At 67.0% G+C, this 23938-nt stretch carries 21 protein-coding genes; 10 read left to right on the forward strand and 11 right to left on the reverse strand.

What is annotated here, in order from left to right; all coding sequences use genetic code 11:
• Positions 1–73: 73 nt before the first annotated feature.
• The 6 genes from gyrB to dnaA form a co-directional block, all read right to left on the reverse strand.
• The gene (gyrB, locus tag ACTMTF_RS37770) at positions 74–2017 is read right to left on the reverse strand and encodes a DNA topoisomerase (ATP-hydrolyzing) subunit B (protein ID WP_441114960.1); all 1944 of its coding nucleotides are present in this window, start codon (positions 2015–2017) and stop codon (positions 74–76) included.
• A 304-nt stretch (positions 2018–2321) separates the two neighbouring features.
• On the reverse strand, positions 2322–2822 hold the full coding sequence (locus ACTMTF_RS37775; protein WP_441114961.1) for a DUF721 domain-containing protein: 501 nt from the start codon (positions 2820–2822) through the stop codon (positions 2322–2324).
• Complete coding sequence (recF, locus tag ACTMTF_RS37780) at positions 2812–4044, reverse strand: DNA replication/repair protein RecF (RefSeq protein WP_441114962.1); 1233 nt, start codon at positions 4042–4044, stop codon at positions 2812–2814. The genes ACTMTF_RS37775 and recF overlap by 11 nt, the downstream gene beginning before the upstream one ends.
• 67 nt (positions 4045–4111) lie before the next feature.
• Positions 4112–5074, reverse strand: coding sequence for a phosphogluconate dehydrogenase (NAD(+)-dependent, decarboxylating) (gene gnd, locus ACTMTF_RS37785; RefSeq protein ID WP_441114976.1), 963 nt, complete (start codon positions 5072–5074; stop codon positions 4112–4114).
• Between the two features lie 25 nt (positions 5075–5099).
• Entirely contained in the window at positions 5100–6239 is a 1140-nt protein-coding gene (dnaN, locus tag ACTMTF_RS37790; protein ID WP_441114977.1) for a DNA polymerase III subunit beta, read from the reverse strand.
• A gap of 521 nt (positions 6240–6760) precedes the next feature.
• On the reverse strand, positions 6761–8350 hold the full coding sequence (gene dnaA / locus ACTMTF_RS37795) for a chromosomal replication initiator protein DnaA (RefSeq protein ID WP_397015558.1): 1590 nt from the start codon (positions 8348–8350) through the stop codon (positions 6761–6763).
• A 446-nt stretch (positions 8351–8796) separates the two neighbouring features.
• On the opposite strand from dnaA, the gene rpmH reads away from it, so the two are divergent.
• The 9 genes from rpmH to ACTMTF_RS37840 all read left to right on the forward strand — a co-directional run bounded on the left by rpmH (position 8797) and on the right by ACTMTF_RS37840 (position 16765).
• On the forward strand, positions 8797–8934 hold the full coding sequence (rpmH, locus tag ACTMTF_RS37800) for a 50S ribosomal protein L34 (RefSeq protein WP_043614899.1): 138 nt from the start codon (positions 8797–8799) through the stop codon (positions 8932–8934).
• Positions 8935–8996: 62 nt separating this feature from the next.
• Positions 8997–9362 (forward strand): ribonuclease P protein component, encoded by a 366-nt coding sequence (rnpA, locus tag ACTMTF_RS37805; RefSeq protein WP_441114963.1) that lies wholly within the window; start codon positions 8997–8999, stop codon positions 9360–9362.
• Positions 9359–9637 (forward strand): membrane protein insertion efficiency factor YidD, encoded by a 279-nt coding sequence (gene yidD / locus ACTMTF_RS37810; protein WP_397015562.1) that lies wholly within the window; start codon positions 9359–9361, stop codon positions 9635–9637. The genes rnpA and yidD overlap by 4 nt, the downstream gene beginning before the upstream one ends.
• Positions 9638–9641: 4 nt before the next feature.
• On the forward strand, positions 9642–10595 hold the full coding sequence (gene yidC / locus ACTMTF_RS37815) for a membrane protein insertase YidC (RefSeq protein WP_397015564.1): 954 nt from the start codon (positions 9642–9644) through the stop codon (positions 10593–10595).
• A 20-nt stretch (positions 10596–10615) separates the two neighbouring features.
• Positions 10616–11104, forward strand: coding sequence for a protein jag (locus ACTMTF_RS37820; protein WP_397015566.1), 489 nt, complete (start codon positions 10616–10618; stop codon positions 11102–11104).
• 492 nt (positions 11105–11596) lie between these two features.
• On the forward strand, positions 11597–12268 hold the full coding sequence (gene rsmG, locus ACTMTF_RS37825) for a 16S rRNA (guanine(527)-N(7))-methyltransferase RsmG (protein WP_441114964.1): 672 nt from the start codon (positions 11597–11599) through the stop codon (positions 12266–12268).
• A gap of 119 nt (positions 12269–12387) precedes the next feature.
• Positions 12388–13338 (forward strand): ParA family protein, encoded by a 951-nt coding sequence (locus tag ACTMTF_RS37830; protein WP_441114978.1) that lies wholly within the window; start codon positions 12388–12390, stop codon positions 13336–13338.
• Positions 13339–13984: 646 nt separating this feature from the next.
• Positions 13985–14944, forward strand: coding sequence for a ParB/RepB/Spo0J family partition protein (locus ACTMTF_RS37835; RefSeq protein WP_397015570.1), 960 nt, complete (start codon positions 13985–13987; stop codon positions 14942–14944).
• Positions 14945–16621: 1677 nt separating this feature from the next.
• Positions 16622–16765, forward strand: coding sequence for a hypothetical protein (locus ACTMTF_RS37840; protein ID WP_441114965.1), 144 nt, complete (start codon positions 16622–16624; stop codon positions 16763–16765).
• Positions 16766–17869: 1104 nt separating this feature from the next.
• Here the strand turns inward: ACTMTF_RS37840 and ACTMTF_RS37845 are convergent.
• From ACTMTF_RS37845 to ACTMTF_RS37855, 3 genes are all read right to left on the reverse strand, one after another.
• Positions 17870–18904, reverse strand: coding sequence for a threonine aldolase family protein (locus ACTMTF_RS37845; RefSeq protein WP_441114966.1), 1035 nt, complete (start codon positions 18902–18904; stop codon positions 17870–17872).
• A 270-nt stretch (positions 18905–19174) separates the two neighbouring features.
• Complete coding sequence (locus tag ACTMTF_RS37850; RefSeq protein ID WP_397015574.1) at positions 19175–20131, reverse strand: D-alanine--D-alanine ligase; 957 nt, start codon at positions 20129–20131, stop codon at positions 19175–19177.
• Between the two features lie 350 nt (positions 20132–20481).
• Positions 20482–21714 carry a PLP-dependent aminotransferase family protein gene (locus tag ACTMTF_RS37855; RefSeq protein WP_397015576.1) on the reverse strand — a complete coding sequence of 411 codons (1233 nt, stop codon included), beginning with the start codon at positions 21712–21714 and terminating at the stop codon, positions 20482–20484.
• 268 nt (positions 21715–21982) lie between these two features.
• Here ACTMTF_RS37855 and ACTMTF_RS37860 point away from each other — a divergent pair, with 268 nt between their 5' ends.
• Positions 21983–22600 (forward strand): GNAT family N-acetyltransferase, encoded by a 618-nt coding sequence (locus tag ACTMTF_RS37860; RefSeq protein ID WP_397015578.1) that lies wholly within the window; start codon positions 21983–21985, stop codon positions 22598–22600.
• A gap of 76 nt (positions 22601–22676) precedes the next feature.
• Here ACTMTF_RS37860 and trxA read toward each other — a convergent pair whose 3' ends face one another.
• Together trxA and trxB are read right to left on the reverse strand one after the other, a co-directional pair.
• Positions 22677–22991 (reverse strand): thioredoxin, encoded by a 315-nt coding sequence (gene trxA / locus ACTMTF_RS37865; protein WP_397015580.1) that lies wholly within the window; start codon positions 22989–22991, stop codon positions 22677–22679.
• 11 nt (positions 22992–23002) lie between these two features.
• The gene (trxB, locus tag ACTMTF_RS37870) at positions 23003–23935 is read right to left on the reverse strand and encodes a thioredoxin-disulfide reductase (RefSeq protein WP_441114967.1); all 933 of its coding nucleotides are present in this window, start codon (positions 23933–23935) and stop codon (positions 23003–23005) included.
• Positions 23936–23938: the final 3 nt, after the last annotated feature.

Raw genomic sequence — 23938 nt, forward strand, 5'->3', positions numbered from 1 at the left:
TTCTTCGTGGTACAGGGAGCCGTGTCGAGCGGTCCCCGCAGGTAGCGGAATCCGTACCGACGGCTAGAGGCCGCTAGACGTCGAGGAAGCGGACGTCGCGTGCGTTGCGGATGATGAAGTCGCGCCGGGCTTCCACGTCTTCGCCCATGAGCACGCTGAACAGGTCGTCGGCCTGCGCGGCGTCGTCGAGCGTGACCAGGCGCAGCAGCCGCGTCTCGGGGTTCATGGTGGTCTCCCAGAGCTGGGAGGCGTTCATCTCGCCCAGACCCTTGAAGCGCTGGATGTTGTCGCGGGCCCGGGGGTCGGGCTTCCCCGCGGCGATGCCGGCCTGGATGACCGCGTCACGCTCGGGGTCGGAGTAGGCGTAGGAGGCGTCGTCGCCCTTACGGTCCCACTTGATCTTGTAGAGGGGCGGGCAGGACAGGTAGACGTGCCCGGCCTCGATCAGCGGCCGCATGAACCTGAACAGCAAGGTCAGCAGCAGCGTGTTGATGTGCTGGCCGTCGACGTCGGCGTCCGCCATCAGGATGACCTTGTGGTAGCGCAGCTTGGCGATGTCGAACTCGTCGTGCACGCCGGTGCCCAGCGCGGTGATCAGGGCCTGGACCTCGTTGTTCTTCAGGACCTTGTCGATCCGCGCCTTCTCCACGTTGAGGATCTTGCCGCGGATGGGGAGGATCGCCTGGAAGCGCGAGTCGCGGCCGCCCTTGGCGGAGCCACCGGCCGAGTCACCCTCGACGATGAACAGCTCGCACTTCTCCGGGTCGTTCCACTGGCAGTCGGCCAGCTTGCCGGGCAGGCCGCTGCCCGACTCCAGCAGGGACTTGCGCCGGGTCAGGTCGCGGGCCTGGCGAGCCGCCATGCGGGCCCGGGAGGCCTGCAGCGACTTGTTGATGATGTCCTTGGCCTCGCCGGGGTTGCGCTCGAACCAGTCGCGCAGATGGTCGTTGCAGGCCTTCTGCACGAACGACTTGGCCTCGGTGTTGCCCAGCTTGGTCTTGGTCTGGCCCTCGAACTGGGGGTCCGTCAGCTTGATCGAGATGATCGCGGTCAGGCCCTCGCGGACGTCCTCACCGGAGAGGTTGTCGTCCTTGCCCTCCTTGAGGAACTTCTGCTCGCGCGCGTAGCGGTTGACGATGCTCGTCAGCGCGGCGCGGAAGCCCTCCTCGTGAGTGCCGCCCTCGGCCGTGTTGATGGTGTTGGCGAAGGTGTAGACGGACTCCGAGTAGGAGTTGTTCCACTGCATCGCGATCTCGACCGCGGCGCCTTCGCCCTCCTCCTCGAAGGCGATGATCGACGCGTGCGCCGGCTCCTTCTTGCCGTTGAGGTGCTTGACGAAGTCGGCCAGGCCGCCCTGGTAGCAGTATTCGGACCGATGCGGCTCACCGTTGATGTGGTCGGGACGCTCATCGGTGATCGTGATCGTCAGACCCTTGTTGAGGAAGGCCATCTCCTGGAAGCGCCGCGAGAGCGTCTCGTAGTTCCAGGTGGTGGTCTCGAAGATGTCCGGGTCCGGCCAGAAGGTGATGGTCGTGCCGGTCTCGTCGGTCTCCTCGCCCCTGGCCAGGGGGGCCGTCGGCCTGGAGTGGTCGAAGTAGACGCGCCAGTAGTGGCCTCTCTGCTTGACCTCGACGTCCATGGCGGTGGACAGCGCGTTGACGACGGCCGAGCCGACGCCGTGCAGGCCGCCGGAGACCGCGTAGGACTGGCTGTCGAACTTTCCGCCGGCGTGCAGGGTGGTGAGCACGACCTCGACGGCCGAGCGCTTCTCGACCGGGTGGATGCCCGTCGGGATGCCTCGGCCGTTGTCGATCACGCGCACACCGTTGTCAGCCATCAGCGTGACGTCGATGCGGTCGGCGTGGCCTGCGAGCGCCTCGTCCACCGCGTTGTCCACGATTTCGTAGACGAGATGGTGGAGGCCGCGCTCACCGGTCGACCCGATGTACATACCCGGGCGCTTGCGAACGGCTTCAAGCCCCTCGAGTACGGTGATTGAGCTAGCGTCGTAGGACAACTGCGAAATCCTCCTGCCGCGGACACGCGGCGGGGGAGGCGATTGCTTTCAAAGCTGCCCCTGCCGTGCCCGTCACCGTCGTGAATGCCCCCGATGCGCGGTCACCCAGGGGAGTCGGCTTGGTGCCGGGGTGACACGCAAGCGGACGTGTCCGGAATCCGCTTTCATTCTACCGGCTCTGGAGCCCGAAGGTAGCAATGAACGCGCCTGTGATGCTCTCTAGCTCGTTTTGCCCCCTGGCAAGCATCCCCCCCTCTGGGGTTGGGGGTCAACGCGTCTGAGGCTCTCTGATCGCCCGGGGCGCCTAACCGTAGGTGTCGCCGGGGCCACGGCTTCCGGTCACCCGTAAACCACCGGCCGGTCGAGGGGCGTTCTGCGGGCCTCTGACCTTGACCTTCGTCACGGTGTTGTCGCCGAGCTCCTCGTTGAGCCTGCGTACGAGGGTGCGCGCGAGCAGCCGCACCTGGGTCGCCCACGCCGTGGAGTCGGCCACGACGAGCACCTCGCCGTCCTCGAACGACTCCGGCTTGGTGTGGGCGGCCAGGTCAGGGCCGACGATGTCGATCCAGCGGCCGAACACCGCGCCGACGGCCGCCGACCGCTCCCAGCCGCGGGCGGCCAGCAGCTCCCTGATCGCCCGCCCGAAGAGCTGCGGGTCGCCCGTGTCCCGGCGCGGGCCGGCGGCCCTGCGGCGGGGCTCGCGCCGGGGGAGCTGCCCCCGCTTGGCGGCGTCGGCCTTGGCCTGGGCCAGCTTCTCCCTGGCCATGGCGGCGCCCCGGGCCGTGGGGTCGTCGTCAACGGACACGCGTCACACTCCCCTCCGCTACGTCGAATCGGGCACCGGCCAGCTCGGCCGGCACGTCGTCGTCCACAGCCGCGGTGATGAGCACCTGCTCGGCGGGGGCGACGATCTCCGCCAGCCGGCGGCGACGCTGCGTGTCGAGCTCGGCGAAGACGTCGTCGAGGATCAGCACAGGGTCGCCGCCGTCGGCGCGCAGCAGGTCATAGGCGGCCAGTCGCAGCGCGAGCGCGAACGACCAGGACTCGCCGTGGCTGGCGTAACCGCGAGCGGGCAGCTCGCCGAGGCCGAGAATCAGGTCGTCGCGGTGCGGGCCGACGAGCGTCACGCCTCTTTCGATCTCGGCCGAACGGACCTCCAATAGCCGCTCGCGCAGCCGCTCTTCAAGGGTTTTCCCCAAGTCTGTGGATAACGTCTGTGCATCGGAAGATCCCCGCTCACCGGGGGATTCGTCCTCAGCGGCGTCCTCGCCTGTGGACAACGTGCTGCGGTAGGCCAGGGTCGCGGGGGCGCTCGTCGGGGCCAGCGAGGCATAGGCGCCGGCGACCAACGGGCGCAGCTCGTCGATGAGCTCCAGCCTGGCGCGCAGCAACTCCGCGCCGTGCCTGGCGAGGTGGGCGTCCCAGACCTCCAGAGTGCTCAGGACGTCTCCGGCGCCCGCCGCCGCGAACCCGGAGTCCCCCTCGGCCCGCCGGCCGCTCCTGGTGCCTCTGCGGGCCTGGGAGGCCGTACGCAGCAGCGCGCCTCGCTGCTTCAGCACCCGGTCGTAGTCGGCGCGCACACCCGCGAACCGGGGCGTCCTGGACACCAGCAGCTCGTCGAGGAAGCGACGCCGCTCCGACGGGTCGCCCTTGATCAGCGACAGGTCCTCCGGCGCGAACAGCACCGTGCGCAGCAGGCCGATGACATCGCGCGGCCGGGACACCGGTGAGCGGTTGAGCCGCGCGCGGTTGGCCCGGCCGGGATTGATCTCCAGCTCCACCAGCGCCCGCCGGTCGTCCCGCTGGACGGCGCAGCGCACGATCGCCCGGGCCGCGCCCTGACGCACCAGCGGCGCGTCACTGGCCACCCGGTGGCTGGAGTGCGTCGCCACGTAGCCGAGGGCCTCGACCAGGTTGGTCTTGCCCTGGCCGTTGGGCCCCACGAAGGCCGTGACGCCCGGCTCCAAGCCGAGCTCCACGGATGCGTAGGACCGGAAATCGGTCAGCGAGAGGTGGGCGACGTGCACCCCACGAAGGTTAGTGCGCCACGAGCGTCACTGGGGCAACCGGCGCACACCCTGTGGAAAACCGAGGTCACTCCGCTTCGCGCGGTGGACGGACGTCCGCCCCCGGCGCGTCGGCGCCCTTGTCCACAGAACCTTCGGCGGCGGTGGTCGCGTGGCCGCCGAACTGGTTGCGCAGCGCCGCGACCACCTTCATCGCCGGGGAGTCGTCCTGCCGCGAGGCGAACCTCGCGTAGAGGGCGGCGGTGATCGCCGGCAGCGGGACCGCGTGGTCCACAGCCGCCTGAACCGTCCACCGGCCCTCGCCGGAGTCCTGTGCGTAACCCCGCAGCTGCTCCAGCTTCTCGTCGTCGTCCAGCGCCCGCACCAGCAGGTCGAGCAGCCACGAGCGGATCACGGTGCCGGTGCGCCAGCTGCTGAACGAGCCCCTGACGTCCTTGACGACGTCCGCGGCCTCCAGCAGCTCCCACCCCTCGGCGAAGGCCTGCATCATGGCGTACTCGATGCCGTTGTGGACCATCTTGGCGAAGTGCCCGGCCCCGACGTCTCCCGCGTGGACGAAACCGTCCTCGCCCTCGGGCTTGAGCGTGTCGAAGATCGGCATGAGGTGCTCGACGTCGGCTTTCTCGCCGCCGCACATGAGCGCGTAGCCGTTCTTGAGCCCCCAGACGCCGCCGCTGACCCCGCAGTCGACGAACCTGACGCCCTTCCCGGCGAGCTCCTCGGCGTGCTTCTGGTCGTCGGCGTAGTGGGAGTTTCCGCCGTCGACGACCAGGTCGCCCTCGGACAGCAGCTCACCCAGCCGGTCGATCGTCTGCTGGGTGGGTTTGCCCGCGGGCACCATCACCCAGATGGCGCGTGGCGCCTGAAGCCGCTCGACCAGCTCCTGCAAGCTGGTCACGTCGCTGACCTCGGCATTGTGGTCGTATCCGACCACGTCATGACCGCCGCGGCGCAGCCGCTCGGCCATGTTGCCACCCATCTTGCCCAGTCCGACCATGCCGATCTGCATGTAGTCCAACCCCCTTGTCAGGCCTCCATCATCCCCGATGACGTTCTCAGCCGGACAGGCGGATAGGCATGATCAGGTAACGGTAGTCGGGAGCGCCGGGGTCGTCCACAGGCTTGCCCCCGGTGAGGATGGCGGGCTTGGTGGACGTGGTCATCTGCAGGCGGGCGACGTCGGAGTCGATCGCACCCAGCCCTTCCAGCAGGAACTGGTGGTTGAAGGCGATGTTCATCTCGTCGCCCTCGTAGTCCACGGGCAGCGCCTCGACGGCCTGCGCCTCGTCGCCGCTGCCGGCTTCGAGCACGACCTCATCGCTCTTGAACGCCAGCCGCACCGGCGTGTTGCGCTCGGCGACCAGGGCCACGCGCTTGACCGCCTCGACGAACGCGGCTGTGGACAGATCCGCCTTGGCGGAGAACTCGGTGGGCAGCAGCGAACGGTACTTGGGGAACTCCGGGTCCAGCAGGCGCGTGGTGGTCCGGCGCCCCGCGCTGGAGAAGCCGATCATGCCCTCGCCGGTGCCGCCGGCCGAGCTGAGCGCGATCTCCACCTCGGCCCCGGTCCCGCCGAGTGCCTTGGCCGTGTCGGCGAGCGTCTTGCCGGGGATCATCGCGATGGCGGAGATGTCCACCTGGTCCGGCTGCCACCTGAGCTCACGCACGGCGAGCCGGTAGCGGTCGGTCGCGGCGAGCGTCACCAGGTCGCCCTCGATCTCCATCCGCACGCCGGTGAGCATGGGCAGCGTGTCGTCCCGCCCGGCGGCGACGGCCACCTGGCCGACGGCGGAGGCGAAGGTGTCGCTGCCGACCCGCCCGGCGGCCGGTGGCATGGCCGGGAGCGAGGGGTAGTCCTCCACAGGCATGGTGAGCAGTGTGAAGCGGGCGCTGCCGCACGTCACGACCGCCTTGGCGCCCTCGACGACGAAGTCCACAGGCTGTGCGGGAAGCGCGCGGGTGATCTCGGCGAGCAGCTTGCCCGAGACCAGGACGACTCCCGGCTCACCGGTGTGGAGTTCGAGCGTCACCTCGGCGGAGACCTCGTAGTCGAAGCCGGACAGCTTCAGCCGCTGATCCTCGGTGACCTCGAGGCGCATGCCGGCGAGAACGGGCACCGACGGCCGTGCGGGCAGACTGCGTGCCGTCCATGCCACCGCCTCAGCGAGGACGTCTCGCTCGATTCGGAACATCACGGTCATCAGCCTCCTGGATCGTCGTTGATTCAAGTGTCGCGTCTCCCGCACCCTCGATCCGGGAGAACCCCTCTATGGGTCTTGAGTTTCTTCTTAAGAGATAAGTGAAGTCATCACACTAGGGGCGGTGGATACTGTGGACAACCCGCGTCTTCCCTGCTCAGCAGCCCTGTTTTCATCCACTGCGGCTGTGGGTGACGCCTGGGGGTAACTCCGCCGCCTGGGGACGAAGCTTCGTTGCCCACAGGCCGTCCCCAGATCAGGGGGTGTTCATCCACCGGTCATCCACTGGCTGTCCCCAGGTTGTCCACGGACAAAACGGCCCGGTGAACGGCCCCCAAAAGTCTGTGCACAGGCCGTCCCCAAGTCGTCCACCGGTAGTCCCCAGGTTCTCCTCAGGATGTCCCCAGGGTTATCCCCAAGCGCTGTGCGGAATTTATTCGGGCAATGCGGGGCGTACGGACGGGCCGTTCGCGCGTTTTCCCTGATCCACAGTGTTATCCACAGGCTGTGCATGACGGCTAGGACCCGCGCGACGTCTGCTTGATCCGCATTGTCAGCTCGTTGACCTGGTTGTACATCGACCGTCGCTCCGCGATGAGCGAGCGGATCTTGCGCTCGGCGTGCATGACGGTGGTGTGATCGCGGCCGCCGAACTGCTGGCCGATCTTGGGTAGCGACAGCTCCGTCAGCTCCCGTGCCAGGTACATCGCGATCTGCCTGGCGTTCACCAGGGCCCTGCTGCGCGAGCTGCCGCACAGGTCGTCGATGCTGATGCCGAAGTACTCGGCGGTCTTGTGCATGATCGTGGCGATCGTTATCTCCGGCCCGGAATCCGAGGTGATCAGGTCCTTCAGCACCACCTCGGCCAGTTGGAGATCCACACCCTGGCGATTGAGGCTGGCGAACGCGGTGACCCTGATCAGTGCGCCTTCGAGCTCGCGGATGTTGGTGGAGATCCGGCTCGCGATGTACTCCAGCACCTCGGGCGGCGCCGCCAGGCCCTCCTGGATGGCCTTCTTCCTCAGGATGGCGATCCGCGTCTCCAGTTCGGGCGGCTGCACATCGGTGATCAGCCCCCACTCGAACCGGTTGCGCAGCCGGTCCTCCAGCGTGATCAGCTGCTTGGGCGCCCGGTCGCTGGAGATGACGATCTGCTTGTTGGCGTTGTGCAGCGTGTTGAAGGTGTGGAAGAACTCCTCCTGCGTCTGCTCCTTGCCCTCCAGGAACTGGATGTCGTCCACAAGCAGGATGTCGATCGCCCGGTAGCGTCCGCGAAAGCCGTCGGCCTTGTGGTCGCGGATGCTGTTGATGAAGTCGTTGGTGAACTCCTCGGAGCTGACGTACCTGACCCGCGCGCCGTCGTACAGGCTCTGTGCGTAGTGCCCGATCGCGTGCAGCAGGTGGGTCTTGCCCAGGCCGGAGTCGCCGTAGATGAACAGCGGGTTGTACGCCTTCGCGGGGGATTCGGCGACGGCGACGGCCGCGGCGTGCGCGAAGCGGTTGCTGGCGCCGATGACGAAGGTCTCGAAGGTGTACTTCTGGTTCAGCCGGGCCGGCTCGCTGGGCTTGTTGCTCTTGGCTTCCCACCTGTTCGGCGTCGGCTCCGGCTCTTTTTCCACAGGCGGTGTGTACGGCTGAGCCTGTTCAAAAGAGAACGTCGGCTGTGGATAGTCGGTGGACGACTGTGCCTGGTCAGGCTGTGGAGAATAGAACTGTGGGGGCTCTGAGGCCTGGTAGTGCTGGGGTTGGACGCCCTGTGTATAACGTGGCTGCTGATCCTGGCTCTGGGGATAACTTTGCCCCCCAGGCTGTGGATGATGTTCCTGCATGGACTGCATCGGCTGTTCGGGCGCCGTGGTGTCGATCATCACGGCCAGTCGCATGGCCCGGCCGAGCTCCTGGGAGAGCGCGTGGGCCACGAGCGGCCGCAGTTTGCGCTCGATGAGGTCCTTGAGGAAGTCGTTGGGCACCCCGAGCACGATCGTGTCGTCCGCCAGGGCGATCGGACGGACCATGGAGAGCCAGGTGCGCTGCTGTGCGGGCACGTTCTCGTTGAGGAAGTTGGTCAGGGCCCTCTTCCATACCGCGCCGAGGTCGACACCGTTCATGGTGCGGCTCCCCCTCCTTCCTCTCGCGGCCCCCCGCGATTGTTATCCACATACGGGGGCCGCCCGCGTAGTGATCAGTCCCCGTCGTCCACAGCATCGCGCCCGGGTCGAATACCCAGGGTCTCCACAGGAGATCCACAAGTTGTGCACAGCCTGACAGCGCGTCTGGAAGGGCCGACAGTAGCTATGTGCACAGCTGTGTTCAAGACGTTGTCCACAGCCTAGTGGTACGTGGGTGCACATGCTGTGGACATGAGCCGGGCGGTGGACAAGTAGCCTGTGGATACGTGGATAACCGTTTTCGGTTTGACCTGGGATGCTCTTGACCCGTAACGTACGACGGTCGGCTTGTCACGTGACGGCTATTTCGCGTGCCCTCGCATTCCAGACAGGCCAGCCATGTGTGTTCAGCGCCTCGTGCGCACCTTCAAGCCTGGAGCCCAGCCGTGAGCAAGCGTACTTTCCAGCCGAACAACCGTCGCCGCGCGAAGACCCACGGCTTCCGGCTGCGGATGCGCACCCGGGCCGGTCGCGCCATCCTCGCCGCTCGCCGCCGTAAGGGCCGCGAGAAGCTGTCGGCCTGATCGCCCCGAGTCGTCCGCTTGTCCGCCCGCCGGTGCACTCCACCGGCGGGCGATAGGCGTCTATGGTGCTAGCCCGTCATTCCCGCATGCGCCGCGGGGACGAGTTCAAGGCCGCGATCAAGCGCGGCAAGCGCGCGGGTCGTCCCACTTTGGTCGTCCATCTCAGCATTTCCGGGGAAGGTACGCCTTTGGTGGGTTTCGTGGTGAGCCGAGCCGTCGGAGGCGCGGTGGTCCGCAACAAGGTCAAGCGGCGGCTCCGACACCTGATGCGGGACCGTCTCGACCGGCTTCCGAGAGGTAGCCTGCTGGTGGTACGCGCCAATCCACCGGCCGCGTCTGCGCGATGCGACCAGCTTGCCGCCGAGCTCGACCTCGCATTGGAACGTTTGCTCAGGCGGCGTGAGTCCTCGATGGATGGACAGAGATGACGGAGCAGCCGCAAGGGACTCCGAGCCTTGCCGCTCGGGTGCTGATCGTCCCTATCCGGTTCTACCGGGCCTTCATCAGCCCGATGCTCGGTCCGCGCTGCCGTTTCTACCCCTCGTGCAGCGCATACGGACTTGAGGCGATCTCCGTACACGGAGCATTGCGCGGCACATGGTTGACTGTCCGGCGAGTCGGGCGTTGCCACCCATTCCATCCCGGCGGTATAGACCCGGTGCCCCCACGCCCGGTTCGGTCCCACGAAATGCAAGGGAGATAGCTCGGTGGAGCTGTCCTGGCTGAGCTGGCTCTATGAAGCCGTAGCCTTCGTCATCACCTGGATCCATACGGGTTACAGCACATTCCTGAACCCGGACAGCGGCCTGACGTGGATGCTGACCATCATCACGCTGACCGTGCTCATGCGGATCCTCATCTTCCCCCTCTTCCTCAAGCAGATGAGGTCGTCGAAGAAGATGCAGGAGCTCGCCCCCAAGGTGGCTGAGCTCCGCAAGCGTCACAAGAACGACAAGCAGCGCATGAACCAGGAGGTCATGGCGCTGTACCAGGGAGCGGGGGCCAACCCGCTCGGCGGCTGTCTCCCGGTCGTGGCACAGTTCCCCATCTTCATCTCGATGTTCACCGTCCTCCAGGCCATGGCCAACGGCGAGACGAAGTTCGGGATGACGCAGCAGCTCGTCGACAGCGCCCGGGCCGCGCACATCTTCGGTGCGCCGCTGCCGGCCAACTTCTTCATGTCCAGCGAGGACATCCTGGCCCTGAACGCCACGGTCATCCAGACGAAGGTCGTCCTCGGCATCTTCGTGGCGATCAGCTCGCTGACCACGTTCCTCACCGTCCGGCAGAGCGTCACGCGGTCCATGGCCCAGATGCCGGACAACCCGATGGCCCAGCAGCAGAAGATCCTGATGTGGATCTCCCCGCTGTTCGCCTTCTTCAGCCTGAACTTCCCGCTCGGCCTGATCATGTACTGGGTGACCACCAACGTGTGGACGCTCGGCCAGCAGCACTGGTTCTACAGCCGCAACCCGATGCCGGAGTTCGACGCCAAGGGCAACGTGATCCCGGTGAAGCCCAAGCCGGGCCTCCTCGCGAAGATTCGCAAGACGGATCCGGTGGTGGAGGAGGCTCCCCCGCCGCCTCCTGAGCCTAAGATCGTCAGGAACCAGCCGAGCCGCCAGCCACGCAGCAAGCGCACCGGCAGCAAGAAGTCGTGAATACGAAGGAGAGGCCGGCCATGACCGAGGCCGAGCAGGAGAAGGCTCCTGATCTCAGTGTGCTCGAGCAGGAAGGCGAGATCGCGGCGGACTACGTCGAAGGCCTTCTCGACATCGCCGACATCGACGGCGACATCGATATGGACGTCGAGGGCGACCGTGCGCTGGTCTCCGTTGTCGGGCTCAAGGGCAATGAGTTGGTCGGCCCCGCGGGCGAGGTCCTGGAGGCGCTTCAGGAGCTGACCCGCCTGGCCGTGCACCGGCAAACGGGGGAGCGGTCCCGGCTGATGCTCGACGTCGGCGGCTACCGTGAGCGCCGCCGCGCGGAGCTCACCAAGCTCGGCACCGAGATCGCCGACGAGGTCCGGAACCAGGGCGAGCCCAAGGCGCTCCAGCCGATGACCCCCTTCGAGCGCAAGATCGTGCATGACGCGGTGGCCGCTGCCGGGCTCACCAGCGAGTCGGAGGGCGAGGAGCCCCACCGCTACGTGGTCGTCCTCCCCGCCTGACCCACACCCCGCACCACATCGGCCGTCAGCCCGCCCCACAGGCGGCTGACGGCCGTTCTCATCTCCACCCCGCCACCCACGCCCCTCCGCCTACCCTGGCCTCTTCACCGGCCCTCTGCAGGCCCTCACCTCACTGTCGGCTCGCCCTTCCGTCGAGGTTCCCCCTCACCCTCTGGGGGGGCTTGCCTCTTCAATGCTGTACGGCGCGGAGTCGTACGGTGTGGAGCGGTTCGGCGCGCCTCGACCGTCCCGACTCGCCCGGGCTGGACACCTGAATTCAACCGTTCCCAGGTTCACCGTCCGCCGTGAACCATTGATCATCCCAACAGCCGTATTTCCGTATGGCGGAAAGGCGTTTCGAGGGTGGTGCACTCGGAGGCTCTGTTCAGGACGGCCCGCTAGTCTTCAACCGTGATCGCCCGCTTAGCCTTGGGTAGACACCATCACCAATGATGCGCACACATTCACCCCTCAGAAAGGGCCACCAAGCAAGTGAGCGAAGAGCTACCGCCGCCGCCGGACATCGCGCGAGACGTCTTCGCCGGCGAGGCCTGGGACCGGGCAGAGGCGTTCGCCGAGCTGCTGGCCGGCCCCGGAGTGGTGCGCGGACTGCTGGGCCCCCGTGAGGTGCCGCGCATCTGGGACCGCCACCTGCTCAACTGCGCCGTCGTGGCCGAGGCCATCCCCGAGGACGTGCGCTTGGTGGACATCGGCTCGGGCGCGGGCCTGCCGGGCATCGTCCTGGCGATCGTCCGGCAGGACATCACGGTCACCCTGCTGGAGCCGTTGCTTCGCCGTACCGTCTTCCTGGAGGAGTGCGTCGAAGTACTCAAGCTGCACAACGTAGAGGTGCTGCGCGGACGTGCGGAGGAGCTCGCGGGCAAGCGCGTGTTCGACGTGGCCAGCGCCCGCGCGGTCGCCCCGCTCGACCGGCTCCTGAAGTGGGCCATGCCACTGCTGCGCGAAGGTGGCGAGCTGATCGCGATGAAGGGGGAGCGAGCAGCAGAAGAACTCGCCGAGGCGGAGCCCCAATTGCGAGCCAGCGGGGCGAGAACGGCCGAGCTTGTAACCGTCGGGCACGGTAAGGTCGAGCCGCCTGCAACATTGGTTCGGGTGGTATCGGGTCGGGCGCCAGAGCAAGGTAGGCGCCGACGAAGGAGGTGACGGTCGTGCCAGTCGCTTATTGCGGTCTTGGCTGGCCGGACAGCCGTCTGTCCGAAAGTCCCACTGGGGTTGGCTGGCCCGAAAAGGGCGTGTCGCGACAGCAAATTCCCGGCACTGAAATGCCACGGGTTGAAAGGATTACCAACGTGACCCAGACCCCCCTGAACCCAGGTGATTCGCCGTTGGTACGAGAGGCGCTCAACTCAGTGGTTTCACGTGAAACACCTGCTGCGCAGTTGCCGGCCCAGGAGGGTGCCGCCCCTGAGAGGGCTGACGGCTCATGGCCGAAACCCGCCAAGTGCCGAGTGATCGCAGTGGCGAACCAGAAGGGCGGCGTCGGCAAAACTACGACGTCCGTCAACATCGCCGCCGCACTCTCCATGAACGGCGAACGCGTCCTCGTGGTGGACCTCGACCCGCAGGGCAACGCCTCCACGGCCCTGGCGACCGAGCATCGGGGTGACATTCCGGACGTCTATCAAGTGCTGGTCGACGATCTGCCCTTGGCGGACATCGTCAAGCAGGTCCCCGAGATGCCCAACCTCTACTGCGCCCCCGCCACCATCGACCTGGCCGGCGCCGAGATCGAGCTCGTCTCCCTGGTCGCCCGAGAGGCCCGCCTCCGCCGCGCCCTGGCTGCCTACGAGGGCATCGACTTCGACTACATCATCATCGACTGCCCGCCGTCGCTCGGCCTCCTCACGGTCAACGCTCTGGTCGCCGCCGACGAGGTCATGATCCCGATCCAGTGCGAGTACTACGCACTGGAGGGCCTCGGTCAGCTCCTCCGCAACGTCGACCTCATCAAGGCCCATCTCAACCCCACCCTCAGCCTTTCCACCATCGTCCTCACGATGTACGACGGCCGCACCCGACTCGCCTCACAGGTGGCGGACGAGGTCCGGGCGCACTTCGGCGAGACCGTCCTCCGAACGGTGATCCCCCGTAGCGTCCGCCTCTCGGAAGCCCCCAGCTATGGCCAGTCCGTCATGACCTACGACCCAGGCTCCAGCGGCGCCATGGCCTACATGGACGCAGCCCGCGAAATCGCTCACCGCGCGCTGGTCTAACCCTTCGCTGCACTTGGTGCTGCGGGTGTGTGCCCACACGCGCGGACGGGGCGCCTCGCCACGGGCGGGGCCCGCAGGCGCCAGCGGTGTGCCCGTACGGGTGCGTTGGGGGTTCGCACCTACAGTTTCTGGGCGCGCAGCTTCGAGGCGTGCGAGCCTTACCTGCGAGTTCCAGACGTGCAGCTTCGAGGTTGCGGGCCTCACCTATGAGTCCCGGGCGCGTAGTTTAGAGGGGTACAGCCTCCGTCCGGTAGAGCTGCTACCGCGGTGAGCCCTGTTGGGTGAGCCCGCACGTTGGGCCTGACAGTGCCCGCGCCGCTCGCTGAAGGCGCCTGCTGAAGGTCTGCCTGCTGCTTTGTGCATCGCCTGGCGAGGTCGTGTGGCCATCCCGGTCCGTGCCGCGTGTGGATACGTGAGCACGACAGGTTGTGCCGAGGTCTACTGCTCGTGCTGATCGATCATGTCGGCGCGGTCCATGAGGATGAAACGCCTCTGCTTCGCCGGGAGCGAAGGCAATGAGGGGTGTTCAGGGCATGGTGGTGTAAATCCGGTGGGGCGGTGTGTGGCGCGGAGGCGCCGGGCCGGGTTGGCAACGGTAACCTTCCCTGGATAGACCGGAATCAGCCCGGGCGGATGAGGAGACGTAGTGAGCCAGGTGCGGCGGGGATTGGGCAAGGGGCTGGGGGCGCTCATCCCGACCGGTCCCATCGTTGACGGGACGGGGACGGTTGACCCGAACGGTTCGACGAATGAGGCCGGTCCGAAGCCGGTTGCCGGAGCGTACTTCCGGGAGATAGATCTAGCCGCGATCGTGCCCAACCCGCGCCAGCCGCGTGACATCTTCGACGGCGAACGCCTGGAGGAGTTGGCGGCCTCCATCCGTGAAGTCGGGCTTCTGCAGCCGATCGTCGTGCGCTCAGTCGGTGGTGGCCGCTTCGAGCTCATCATGGGGGAGCGCCGCTGGCGCGCGTGCAAGCTTGTGGGCCTGGATCCCGTGCCGGCGATCGTCCGCAACACACAGGACACCGACCTCCTGCGGGACGCGCTGATCGAAAACCTTCAGCGGGAGGAGCTCAACCCGCTGGAGGAGGCGGCCGCCTACCGGCAGTTGCTCGATGACTTTCAGGCCACCCACGACCAGCTCGCCCAGAGGATCGGCCGCTCCCGCACCCACATCACCAACACCCTGCGCCTGCTCAAATCCCCGCCCGAGGTGCAGTTGAAGGTCGCCGCGAAGACCATCAGCGCCGGCCACGCCCGCGCCCTCCTCGGCCTCAACAGCCCCGAGGAGCAGATCCACCTGGCGACGCGCATCGTTGCCGAGCTCCTCTCGGTTCGGGCCGTGGAAGAGATCGTCGCGCTCGGCAGCGCAGGAGCCGCCCCTCAGAAGCCCTCCCGAGAGCGCCAGCCCGCCAAGCCCGCAGACCCCGGCCTGACCAGCCTCGCAGACCGCCTCTCAGACCACTTCGAAACCAAGGTCAAGGTCGACCTCGGCCGTCGCAAGGGCCGGATCGTCGTAGAGTTCGCCACGATCGACGACCTTGAGCGCATCATCGGCACCATGGCCCCCAACGCCACAGGCATCATGCGAGAAGCCGAAGACTAACCACCCCCGTTTCACGTGAAACATCACCCCAGCAGCTACCGCCCGAACATCACCCAGTAGCTACCGCCCGAACATCACCCAGTAGCTAACGGCTGAACGTCACCCAGCAGTTAACGGCTTGCCCATCCCCGCCCGTTTCCTCCTCCCTGCTTCCCCACTTCTTGCATCCCGGCCGACCCGCCTATCGGCGTATCTCTTCTGGCCCATCCACTTCTCCGTCTTCTGAACTATCGTTTCCCCGCTTCCTGGCCTCCTCCGGCCGTGGCCTGGCTTCGCCCTCCTTCCCCCGTCTCTCCACTTCTCTGCGATTTCCAGGGACGGGGGATTTCCTCTGCCCCAAACCTCGGCCATGAGGATCCGCCGCCACCGCACCCTCGACCGTCGAGCTTCGCCTCTACGGCTGCCAAACCACCCAAGACCAACTCGCCCGGCAATCGCCCCTCTTGCGCTCCCGCACACCAACCTGTGGCCCCTGCCGCCACCTCCTACGCCCCCGTCTTCCCCTTTCGCCAATGGAACTTCATTCCCGGCGATGGCGGACAAAGCCCCGGCCGGCCATGAGGTTTCGTCGCCCTCCCGCCTTCGGCCGTCAACCTTCACCCCGACGAGTTCCAAGCACCCAAAAATGCACCGCGCAGACGATTGCCCTCTTGGCTCCAACCTCACCGACGCCGCCACCGCCCGCGCTGCCACCCACTGCCACCCACTGCCTGCGCTGCCACTTGCCCGCGCCGCCCCTGCCGACATCCGCGCTACCACCACCGCGTGCGCTACCACAACTGGACGGGCTACCACCGGCCGGAAGCATCACTGCCCGCGCTACCACCGCGGCATGCTGCACCCCCGACACCGACGTCCCTGCTCGTGCCCCCTCCTGGACCTTCCCCCGGCTTATCCGTCTCCTGACGCCCCGTCCGTCTCACCCCAAGGCCAGGCCCATGCCTACCGACACCACGTCGCCATCACACTCCACCTCAGCGACCAACGGCACCTCGACAACGTCGGAGCAACACCACAGCACGCCACCCCGTCACTCCGATACGGCCCCCGAGGCTCTTTACGATGCCTTCATGGCGGCGAGCATGCACGTGATGACCAATTGGACGACCGCGCCTGTGGCATGCACGTCCATATGAGTGCTAGGTCTACGACGGCGCACGCGGCGTGGGCTGCACTGCCCGGAGGGCGGCTTCGCGCCCGGCCAGCCCATACGGACACCCTCTGCCATGGCCGTGGGGGATAGCGTCGCCTTCTGAGGCGGAAGGCTGGACGAATGGGACAGGACCGCTCACCCGGATGTCGATTTCCCGACGGCCTACCTGCCCCCTGCGCAGCGGGCCCCGGTGCCGCTTCCGATGGGCGATGCGGCTTACGTCGAACGCCACTGGGAAGGCCGGCCAACCTGAGGAATTGGGCGGCCAGCCAACCTGAGCAAATAGCAACATGGAACGGCAGCCACAGCGCTACCCGAATGCCCGACAATCCTCGACGCCGGGACGCCGGGACGCCGGGACGCCGGGACGCCGGGACGCCGGGACGCCGGGACGCCGGGACGCCGGGACGCGTTTCACGTGAAACATCGCTGACTGCTCGCCGTTCGACTGCAGAAATTGGGGTGATTGGGGCGAGGGGCTGGGGTGCTCATCCCGATCGGGTCCCCTGGGTTACGAGACGCGGATGGTTGACGTGAACGGTTCGACGAATGAGGTCGGTCCGAAGCCGGTCGCCGGCGCGTACTTCCGGGAGGTGAATCTGGCTGCGATCGTGCTCAATTCGCGCCCGCCGCGTGAGATCTTCGACGGCGAGCCCCTTGAGGATTAGGCGGTCTCGAACCGTGAAGCCCCGCTTGATCGTCATGCTCTCAGCCAGCGGTAGCTGCTACGAGCTTGTTATGGGGGAGCGCCGCAGACGCGCGGGCAAGCGGGATGCTCGTGAGCTGATGATTTCCAGAGATACCTCTATGTCTGTGGCGTGAGCGTAGGTGATGACCGTTGACGACTGAGCCCGTGGCGATCGTGTCGACGGGCAGTGGTTTGGTCTGCGGCCGGGACCGTAAGCGCCGCGCCCATAGCCGCCGCGCCGTGACTCTGACAATCTTTCGCGATGGTGCGGCGTTAGCGATGGTGCGGCGTCCGCGGGGTGCGGTGCTCGCAGTGATGCGGTGCCCGGCGAAACGCTTCGCGTTGACTCGTCTACGGCGTTCGGGTTGTGCTGCGTTGCTACTTGTTCACGCTGGCTCCTCCGGTTCAGGAGCTACGCCGTGGCGTGGCTGGCTGTAGCGAGAGGTGTGCAGATGTGCCCTGACTCATGGCCCCGGGCGGTCAGTGCTTCGAGGGGATCGCCATTGGTTCCGAGGCGGCCGCGAGGAGTTCCCGTATTGCGACTGGCCGGACGTGGAGCTGCCATCAGAGCTGTACGGGTGGAGATTACGCCTGTGACGCGGTGCTGCGCCGATGATGTCGTCCGAATGTCCGTGGCGGATGCCTGCGCCATGGCCCCATGGCCGCGACGGCGCGACGGCCCCATGGCGCGATGGCGCGATGGGGCGACGGCGCGATGGGGCGTCATTGGCTTCCAAGTCCTACAACGACGACTTTCGACTCGGCTTGCGAGGCTGCTGTGGCGTATCCGCTGACACCCCGCTCATGACGATAGGCGCGTGGTTCATGAGTCGGGGGGTGCTCAGAGCTTTGGTTTCACGTGAAACCGGGGCCAGGGGTTTTGGGTGTCGAAGCTATGAGGGCTGAACGCTCGATGGAATGGGGGCGAGAGGGACATGCACGGGGTGTCCTCGTTGGATATTGGTGCACGCGATCAGACGTCACGTTGTGCCACTCAAGGAGGAAGCGAGGCCCGTACCGGGGGGAAGTTGAGAGTTGGTGTGAGGGAAGGTTTCACGTGGAACATGGGGGCGGGCGGTTGTAGTTAGGGGGTGGTGGCTTTGTGGATGGCGTTGAGGAAGTCGTCTACCTGGTCTGGGGTGGTGTTGAAGGCGGTCATCCAGCGGACTATGCCGGCGGCTTCGTCCCAATGGTGGAAGAGGTACCGGCTCTGCAAGGTCACCGCCACCTGTGCGGGCACGGTGGCGAACACGGCGTTGGATTGGACCGGGTAGGCGAGGGTGATGCCGGGGGCGTTGGTCAGGCCGTTCGCCAGGCGGGTGGCCATGGCGTTGGCGTGGGCGGCGTTCTGGTGCCACAGATCGTCTGTCAGGAGAGCTGAGAGCTGGGCTGAGATGAAGCGCATCTTGGAGGCCAGTTGGAGGGACTGGCGGCGGAGGTAAGGGACGGCCTGAGTGAGGGTCGGGTCTAGGACCACCACGGCTTCGGCGGCCAGGGCGCCGTTCTTGGTGCCGCCGAAGCTGAAGACGTCCACGCCGGCCGCTGTGGTGATGGCGTTTAGGCCGCAGTTCAGGTGGGCCGCCGCGTTGGCGAGCCTGGCGCCGTCCAGGTGGAGGCGCATGCCTGCGCTGTGAGCCGCTTCGGCCAGCTCGGCGATCTCGGCGGGGGTGTAGCAGGTTCCCAGTTCGGTCACCTGGGAGATGGAGACCGCACGGGGTTGCGGCTCGTGGTGAAGGCCCAGCTTGTGTACGTGGCTGGCGATATCTGCTGGGCGGAGTTTGCCGTCTGGGGTGGGTACGGTGATGAGCTTCACGCCGAGAAGGCGCTCCGTCGCGCCTGTCTCGTGCGTGGCGATGTGGGCGGTGTCGGCGCAGAGGATGGCGTCGTAGCGGCCGAGCATCAGGGGCAGGCCGACCATGTTGGCACCTGCGCCGTTGAGTACGGCGAATCCTTCGGCATGAGGGCCGAACACGTCCTTGATCTGGCGCTCGAAGGCGGACGTCCAGGTGTCGTCGCCGTAGGCGGGCGCGTCGCCGTGGTTGGCTGCCGCCATGGCTTCGAAGATGGTCGGATGCACGCCCGCGTGATTGTCGCTGGCGAAGCTCTTCGGGGAGGTCATCACCCGGCCAAGGCTAGCCTTCGCCGCAGTCTGCCCTGTTGATCACCACGCGACTCGTATCTGCCAGGGGTGTCGTGACGGCCGCCGCTCGCGGAGGCCCGGGCGGGCAGGTCCGGGCGCGGAGGTCTGGGGGGCAGATCTGGTGGGTGGGGCGAGCAGGCCTGGGGCGGGCAGGTGCGGGCGCGGAGGGTCCGAGCAGGCAAACCCGAGCGGGCAAACTGAGCGGGCACATCCGGGCGGGCAGGTCTGGGCGCGGAGCCGCGACAGAGGTTATGAGCGAGGGCGGGCGGCGGCGTTCTGGAGGAGGGTGCGGCACAGGTCGCCGAGGTCCTGCCCCGCAGCCTCCGCCGCCATCGGCAGCAGCGACGTCTCCGTCATCCCCGGAGCGACGTTCACTTCGAGGAAGTACGGCCGGTCCGAGGCGTCCACGATGAGGTCGGTGCGGGAGATGTCGCGCAGCCCGAGAGCGGTGTGGGCGGTCACGGCGGCTTCGGCGCACGCGGCGGCGGCCGTGGCCGAGAGGCGGGCGGGGGCGAAGAACTCGGTGTGGCCGGCCGTGTAGCGGGCGGCGTAGTCGTACACCCCTTCGTCGGGGACGATCTCCACGGCGGGCAGGGCGATGGGGCCGTCGCCGAGGTCGACGACCGAGACGGCCACCTCGATGCCCTCGATGTAGCGCTCGATGAGGGCCGTGTCGCCGTAGGCGAAGCAGCCGACCATGGCGGCCGGGAGCTCCTCCGCGGTGCGGACCATGGAGGCGCCGAGGGCGGAGCCGCCGCGGGCGGGCTTGACGAACAAGGGCAGGCCGAGGTGCTCCACGATGCGGCCGAGAACGGCTGTGGCGCCGAGGTCGTGGAAGGTTTCCTTGGGCAGCGTGACGGACTCGGGAGTGCGCAGGCCGACCGAGCGTACGACGGCCTTGGCGGTGGGCTTGTCGAAGGCGACCCGGCACGCGTCGGGGTCGGCGCCCACGTAAGCGACGTTGAGCAGCTCCAGGACCGAGCGGATCGCGCCGTCCTCGCCCGCGCCGCCGTGGAGCGTGACGAAGACCGCGTCCGGCCGGTCGGCGAGGATGGACGGCACGAGGGACGCGTCGGTGTCGCGGGCCTCGACGTCGACGCCCGCCGCCCGCAGCACCTCGCTCACCCGGCGACCGGAGCGCAGGGACACCTCCCGCTCGTAGGAGAGGCCTCCTGCCAGCACGAGCACGTGGCCCAGATCGCTCATCACTTCTCCTCCGCTGATCGCACGCTGTCCCACCGTACCGGGCATCTGGGGCGAGCTGAGCGTACGCTGTCCCACCGTATCGGGCGTCTACGGCGGGAGGCCCCAACGCTACCGGCCGTAGACGGGCGGATGGCGCGTACGCGGTCCCAACCGTACCGGGCGTCTGGCGGGCTGAGCCCACCTGCGCCGGGGGCGGATGGCTCGCGGGAACGGGGTGGGCACTCTCGCCGTGACATGAAGCCGTGACATGAAGCCGTGACATGAAGCCGTGACTGAAGGCCGTGACTGAAGGTTGTGACATGAAGAACGGCCGGCGCCTTCCGTGACGCCGGCCGTACTCGTGTCAGAAATCAGGCCAGGTCCGGTCCCGGGGTGTCGACGCCGGCGTGCCCGCGGGTGGAGCCGGTGCCGAAGGTGTCCCGTAGCTGGATCTCCTGCTCGATGACGCCGGCCAGACGGCGGACCCCTTCGCGGATGCGGTCCGGCTCGGGGTAGCAGAACGACAGCCGCATGTGCCGCGCCCCGCTGCCGTCGGAGTAGAACCCGGTGCCGGGGACGAAGGCGACTCGCTCGGCCACGGCCCTGGGCAGGATGGCCTTGGAGTCGAGACCTTCGGGCAGTTGCGCCCACACGAAAAAACCGCCGCCCGGTCGCGTCCAGGTGACTTCGGGCGGCATCAGCGCTTCGAGGGCGCCCAGCATGGCGTCGCGGCGTTCACGATAGAGCTCCTTGAACGTCTTGATCTGCTCCTGCCATGGTTGGGAGGCCAGATATTCGCCGACAGCGAGCTGGGTGAAGGTGGAGTGCGACAGCACGGCCGATTCCATGGCGAGGACGAGCTTGTCGCGGATGGCGTGCGGGGCCAGCGCCCAGCCGACCCGGAAGCCGGGGGCCAGCGTCTTGGAGAACGATCCCAGGTAGACGACGCCGTCGGCGTTGTCGGCGCGCAGGGCGCGCATGGGCTCGGCGTCGAAACCGAGCAGTCCGTACGGGTTGTCCTCGACGATGAGGACGCCGGCGCGCTGGCAGATGTCGAGCACCTGCTGCCGCCGGGCCACGTTGAGGGTGACACCGCCGGGGTTCTGGAAGGTGGGGATCGTGTACAGGAACTTGATGGGAGCGCCCGCGGTCTCCAGGGCGTAGATGGTCTGGGCCAGGGATTCGGGCACGATGCCCTGATCGTCCATGGCGACATGCACCACTTTGGCCTGGTATGCGGCGAATGTGCCGAGGGCGCCCACGTAGGAGGGGCCCTCCGCGAGGACCACGTCACCTGGGTCGATGAAGATGCGGGTGATCAGGTCGAGCGCCTGCTGGGAGCCCACGGTGACGACCACGTCGTCAGCCCCGGCGTGGATGCCCTCCAGGCGCATGACGTCACAGATCTGCTCGCGCAGGTGCGGGTCGCCCTGGCCGGAGCCGTACTGCAACGCGACAGGACCGCGCCTGGTCACCAGGTCGGAGACCAACTGGCCGACCAGGTCCAGGGGAAGGGCGTTGACGTACGGCATGCCGCCCGCGAGCGAGACCACCTCGGGCCTCGACGCGACGGCGAAAAGAGCTCGAATCTCGGAAGCGACCATCCCGGTAGCTCGTGCGGCGTACCGATCGACGTAGGCGTCGATGCGCGACCCTTGGGTCGCGGGCGTTTGACCGTGATTCTGCTCTGCTGTCACGGCCCACCTCCTAGGTGAATATCGATCCGAGATACCAGATTACGCTAGTCGGACATGTCGCCCGTGACGGGCCTCGGCCGTCGTGGTATCCGCTGGCGGTGCCATCACTGGGCTACGATGCCAGGTGGGGACGCGTTTTTCGCGGGATTTTCCGGGTCAACGATAGGGGCCGTAGTTGTCGCGCCGGCTGGTCAACATAACCCTGGACAACGTAGAAGATCTTCCTCGCCGCTGCAGGCAGTGTGTTTTCTGGGAGCTCGACCCTGTCAGCGGAGAGCGATCGGTGGAGGCGGGGGATCCAAGCCTGGAGAAGGAGGCCTGGATCTCCGGCACGCTGCTCGAATGGGGGAGCTGTGGCAAGATCCTCTACGTCGACGGCGTGCCCGCCGGGTTCGCGCTCTACAGCCCGCCGCTTTACAGCCCGCGCTCGGTCGCCTTTCCCACCTCGCCGGTCAGCGCCGACGCCGTGCTGCTGATGACGGCGCACATCATTCCGGAGTTCTCCGGCGGCGGACTGGGCCGGATGCTCATTCAGGGCATGGCCAAGGACCTGACGCGCCGCGGGGTGAAGGCCATCGAGGCATTCGGCGACCTCAAATGGGAAGAGCCCAGCTGCGTGGTTCCTGCTGAATATCTACTTTCCGTGGGCTTTAAGACTGTACGTCCACATTTGCGCTTTCCTCGGCTCCGACTGGAGCTCAAGACCGCCGTCTCCTGGCGCGAGGATGTGGAGGTCGCTCTGGAGCGTCTCCTGGGGTCGATGAGCCCAGAGCGTGCCCTGCGACCGGTATAGCCATCCCAAGCCCGTACGAACCCGTACAGAGCCGCGAAAGCCCCCTGCGCCGAGGCGCAGGGGGCACGGGGGCGTTCTAGATGATGCCCTCAAGCTCGCGCAGCAGCATGGCCTTCGGCTTGGCGCCGATGATCTGCTTGACGAGCTCTCCACCCTTGTAGACGTTCATCGTCGGGATCTGGAGTACACCGGCGTCGCGCGGAACGTTCGGGTTCTCGTCGATGTTGAGCTTGACGATCTCCAGCTTGTCACCGTGCTCGTTGGCGATCTCCTGCAGGATGGGAGAGACCTGACGGCACGGGCCGCACCATTCGGCCCAGAAGTCCACCAGCACGGGCTTGTCGCTCTTGAGGACCTCGGCTTCGAACGTGGCGTCCGTTACTGCCTTCACGGTTGAACTCCTTACTTGTCGTTGCTGGCCAGCCAGCGCTCTGAGTCGAGTGACGCGGCGCAGCCGGTGCCGGCCGCGGTGATCGCCTGACGGTAGGTGTGGTCGACGACGTCGCCGGCGGCGAACACACCGTCGATGTTGGTCGCCGTGGTGGGGGCGTTCACCTTGACGTACCCCTCGTCATCGAGATCGATCTGGCCCTTGACCAGCTCGGTGCGGGGATCGTGGCCGATCGCCAGGAACAACGCGTCGGTGGCGAGCTCGCACTCCTCACCGGTCTTGACGTTGCGCACCTTGACGGCCTCGACGCGGCTCTCGCCCAGCACGTCGACGACCTCGCTGTCCCACATGAACCGGATCTTGTCGTTGTTGAACGCCCGATCCTGCATGATCTTGCTGGCGCGCAACTCGTCGCGGCGGTGCACGACGGTCACCATGCGGCCGAACCGGGTCAGGAACGTGGCCTCCTCCATGGCGGTGTCGCCACCGCCCACGACCACGATGTCCTTGTTGCGGAAGAAGAAGCCGTCACAGGTGGCACACCAGGACACGCCACGGCCGGACAGCCGCTTCTCGCTGGGCAGCCCGAGCTCGCGATAGCCGGAGCCCATGGCCAGGATGACCGACTTGGCGTAGTAGGTCTTCTCGTGGGTCCTGATGACCTTGGGGTTGGCGTTGAGATCGACCTCGACGACGTCGTCCGCGACCAGCTCGGCGCCGAACCGCTCAGCCTGCTTGCGGAGATTGTCCATCAGGTCCGGGCCCATGATCCCGTCGGGGAATCCCGGGAAGTTCTCCACGTCGGTGGTGTTCATCAGGGCGCCGCCCGCGGTCACGGATCCCTCGAAGACCAGAGGCGCCAGCTCAGCACGCGCGGAGTAGACGGCCGCGGTGTAACCGGCTGGGCCCGACCCAATAATGATCACGTTACGGACGTCGCTCAACGC

It is taken from the genome of Nonomuraea sp. ZG12, from assembly GCF_052068115.1.
Lineage (GTDB): Bacteria > Actinomycetota > Actinomycetes > Streptosporangiales > Streptosporangiaceae > Nonomuraea.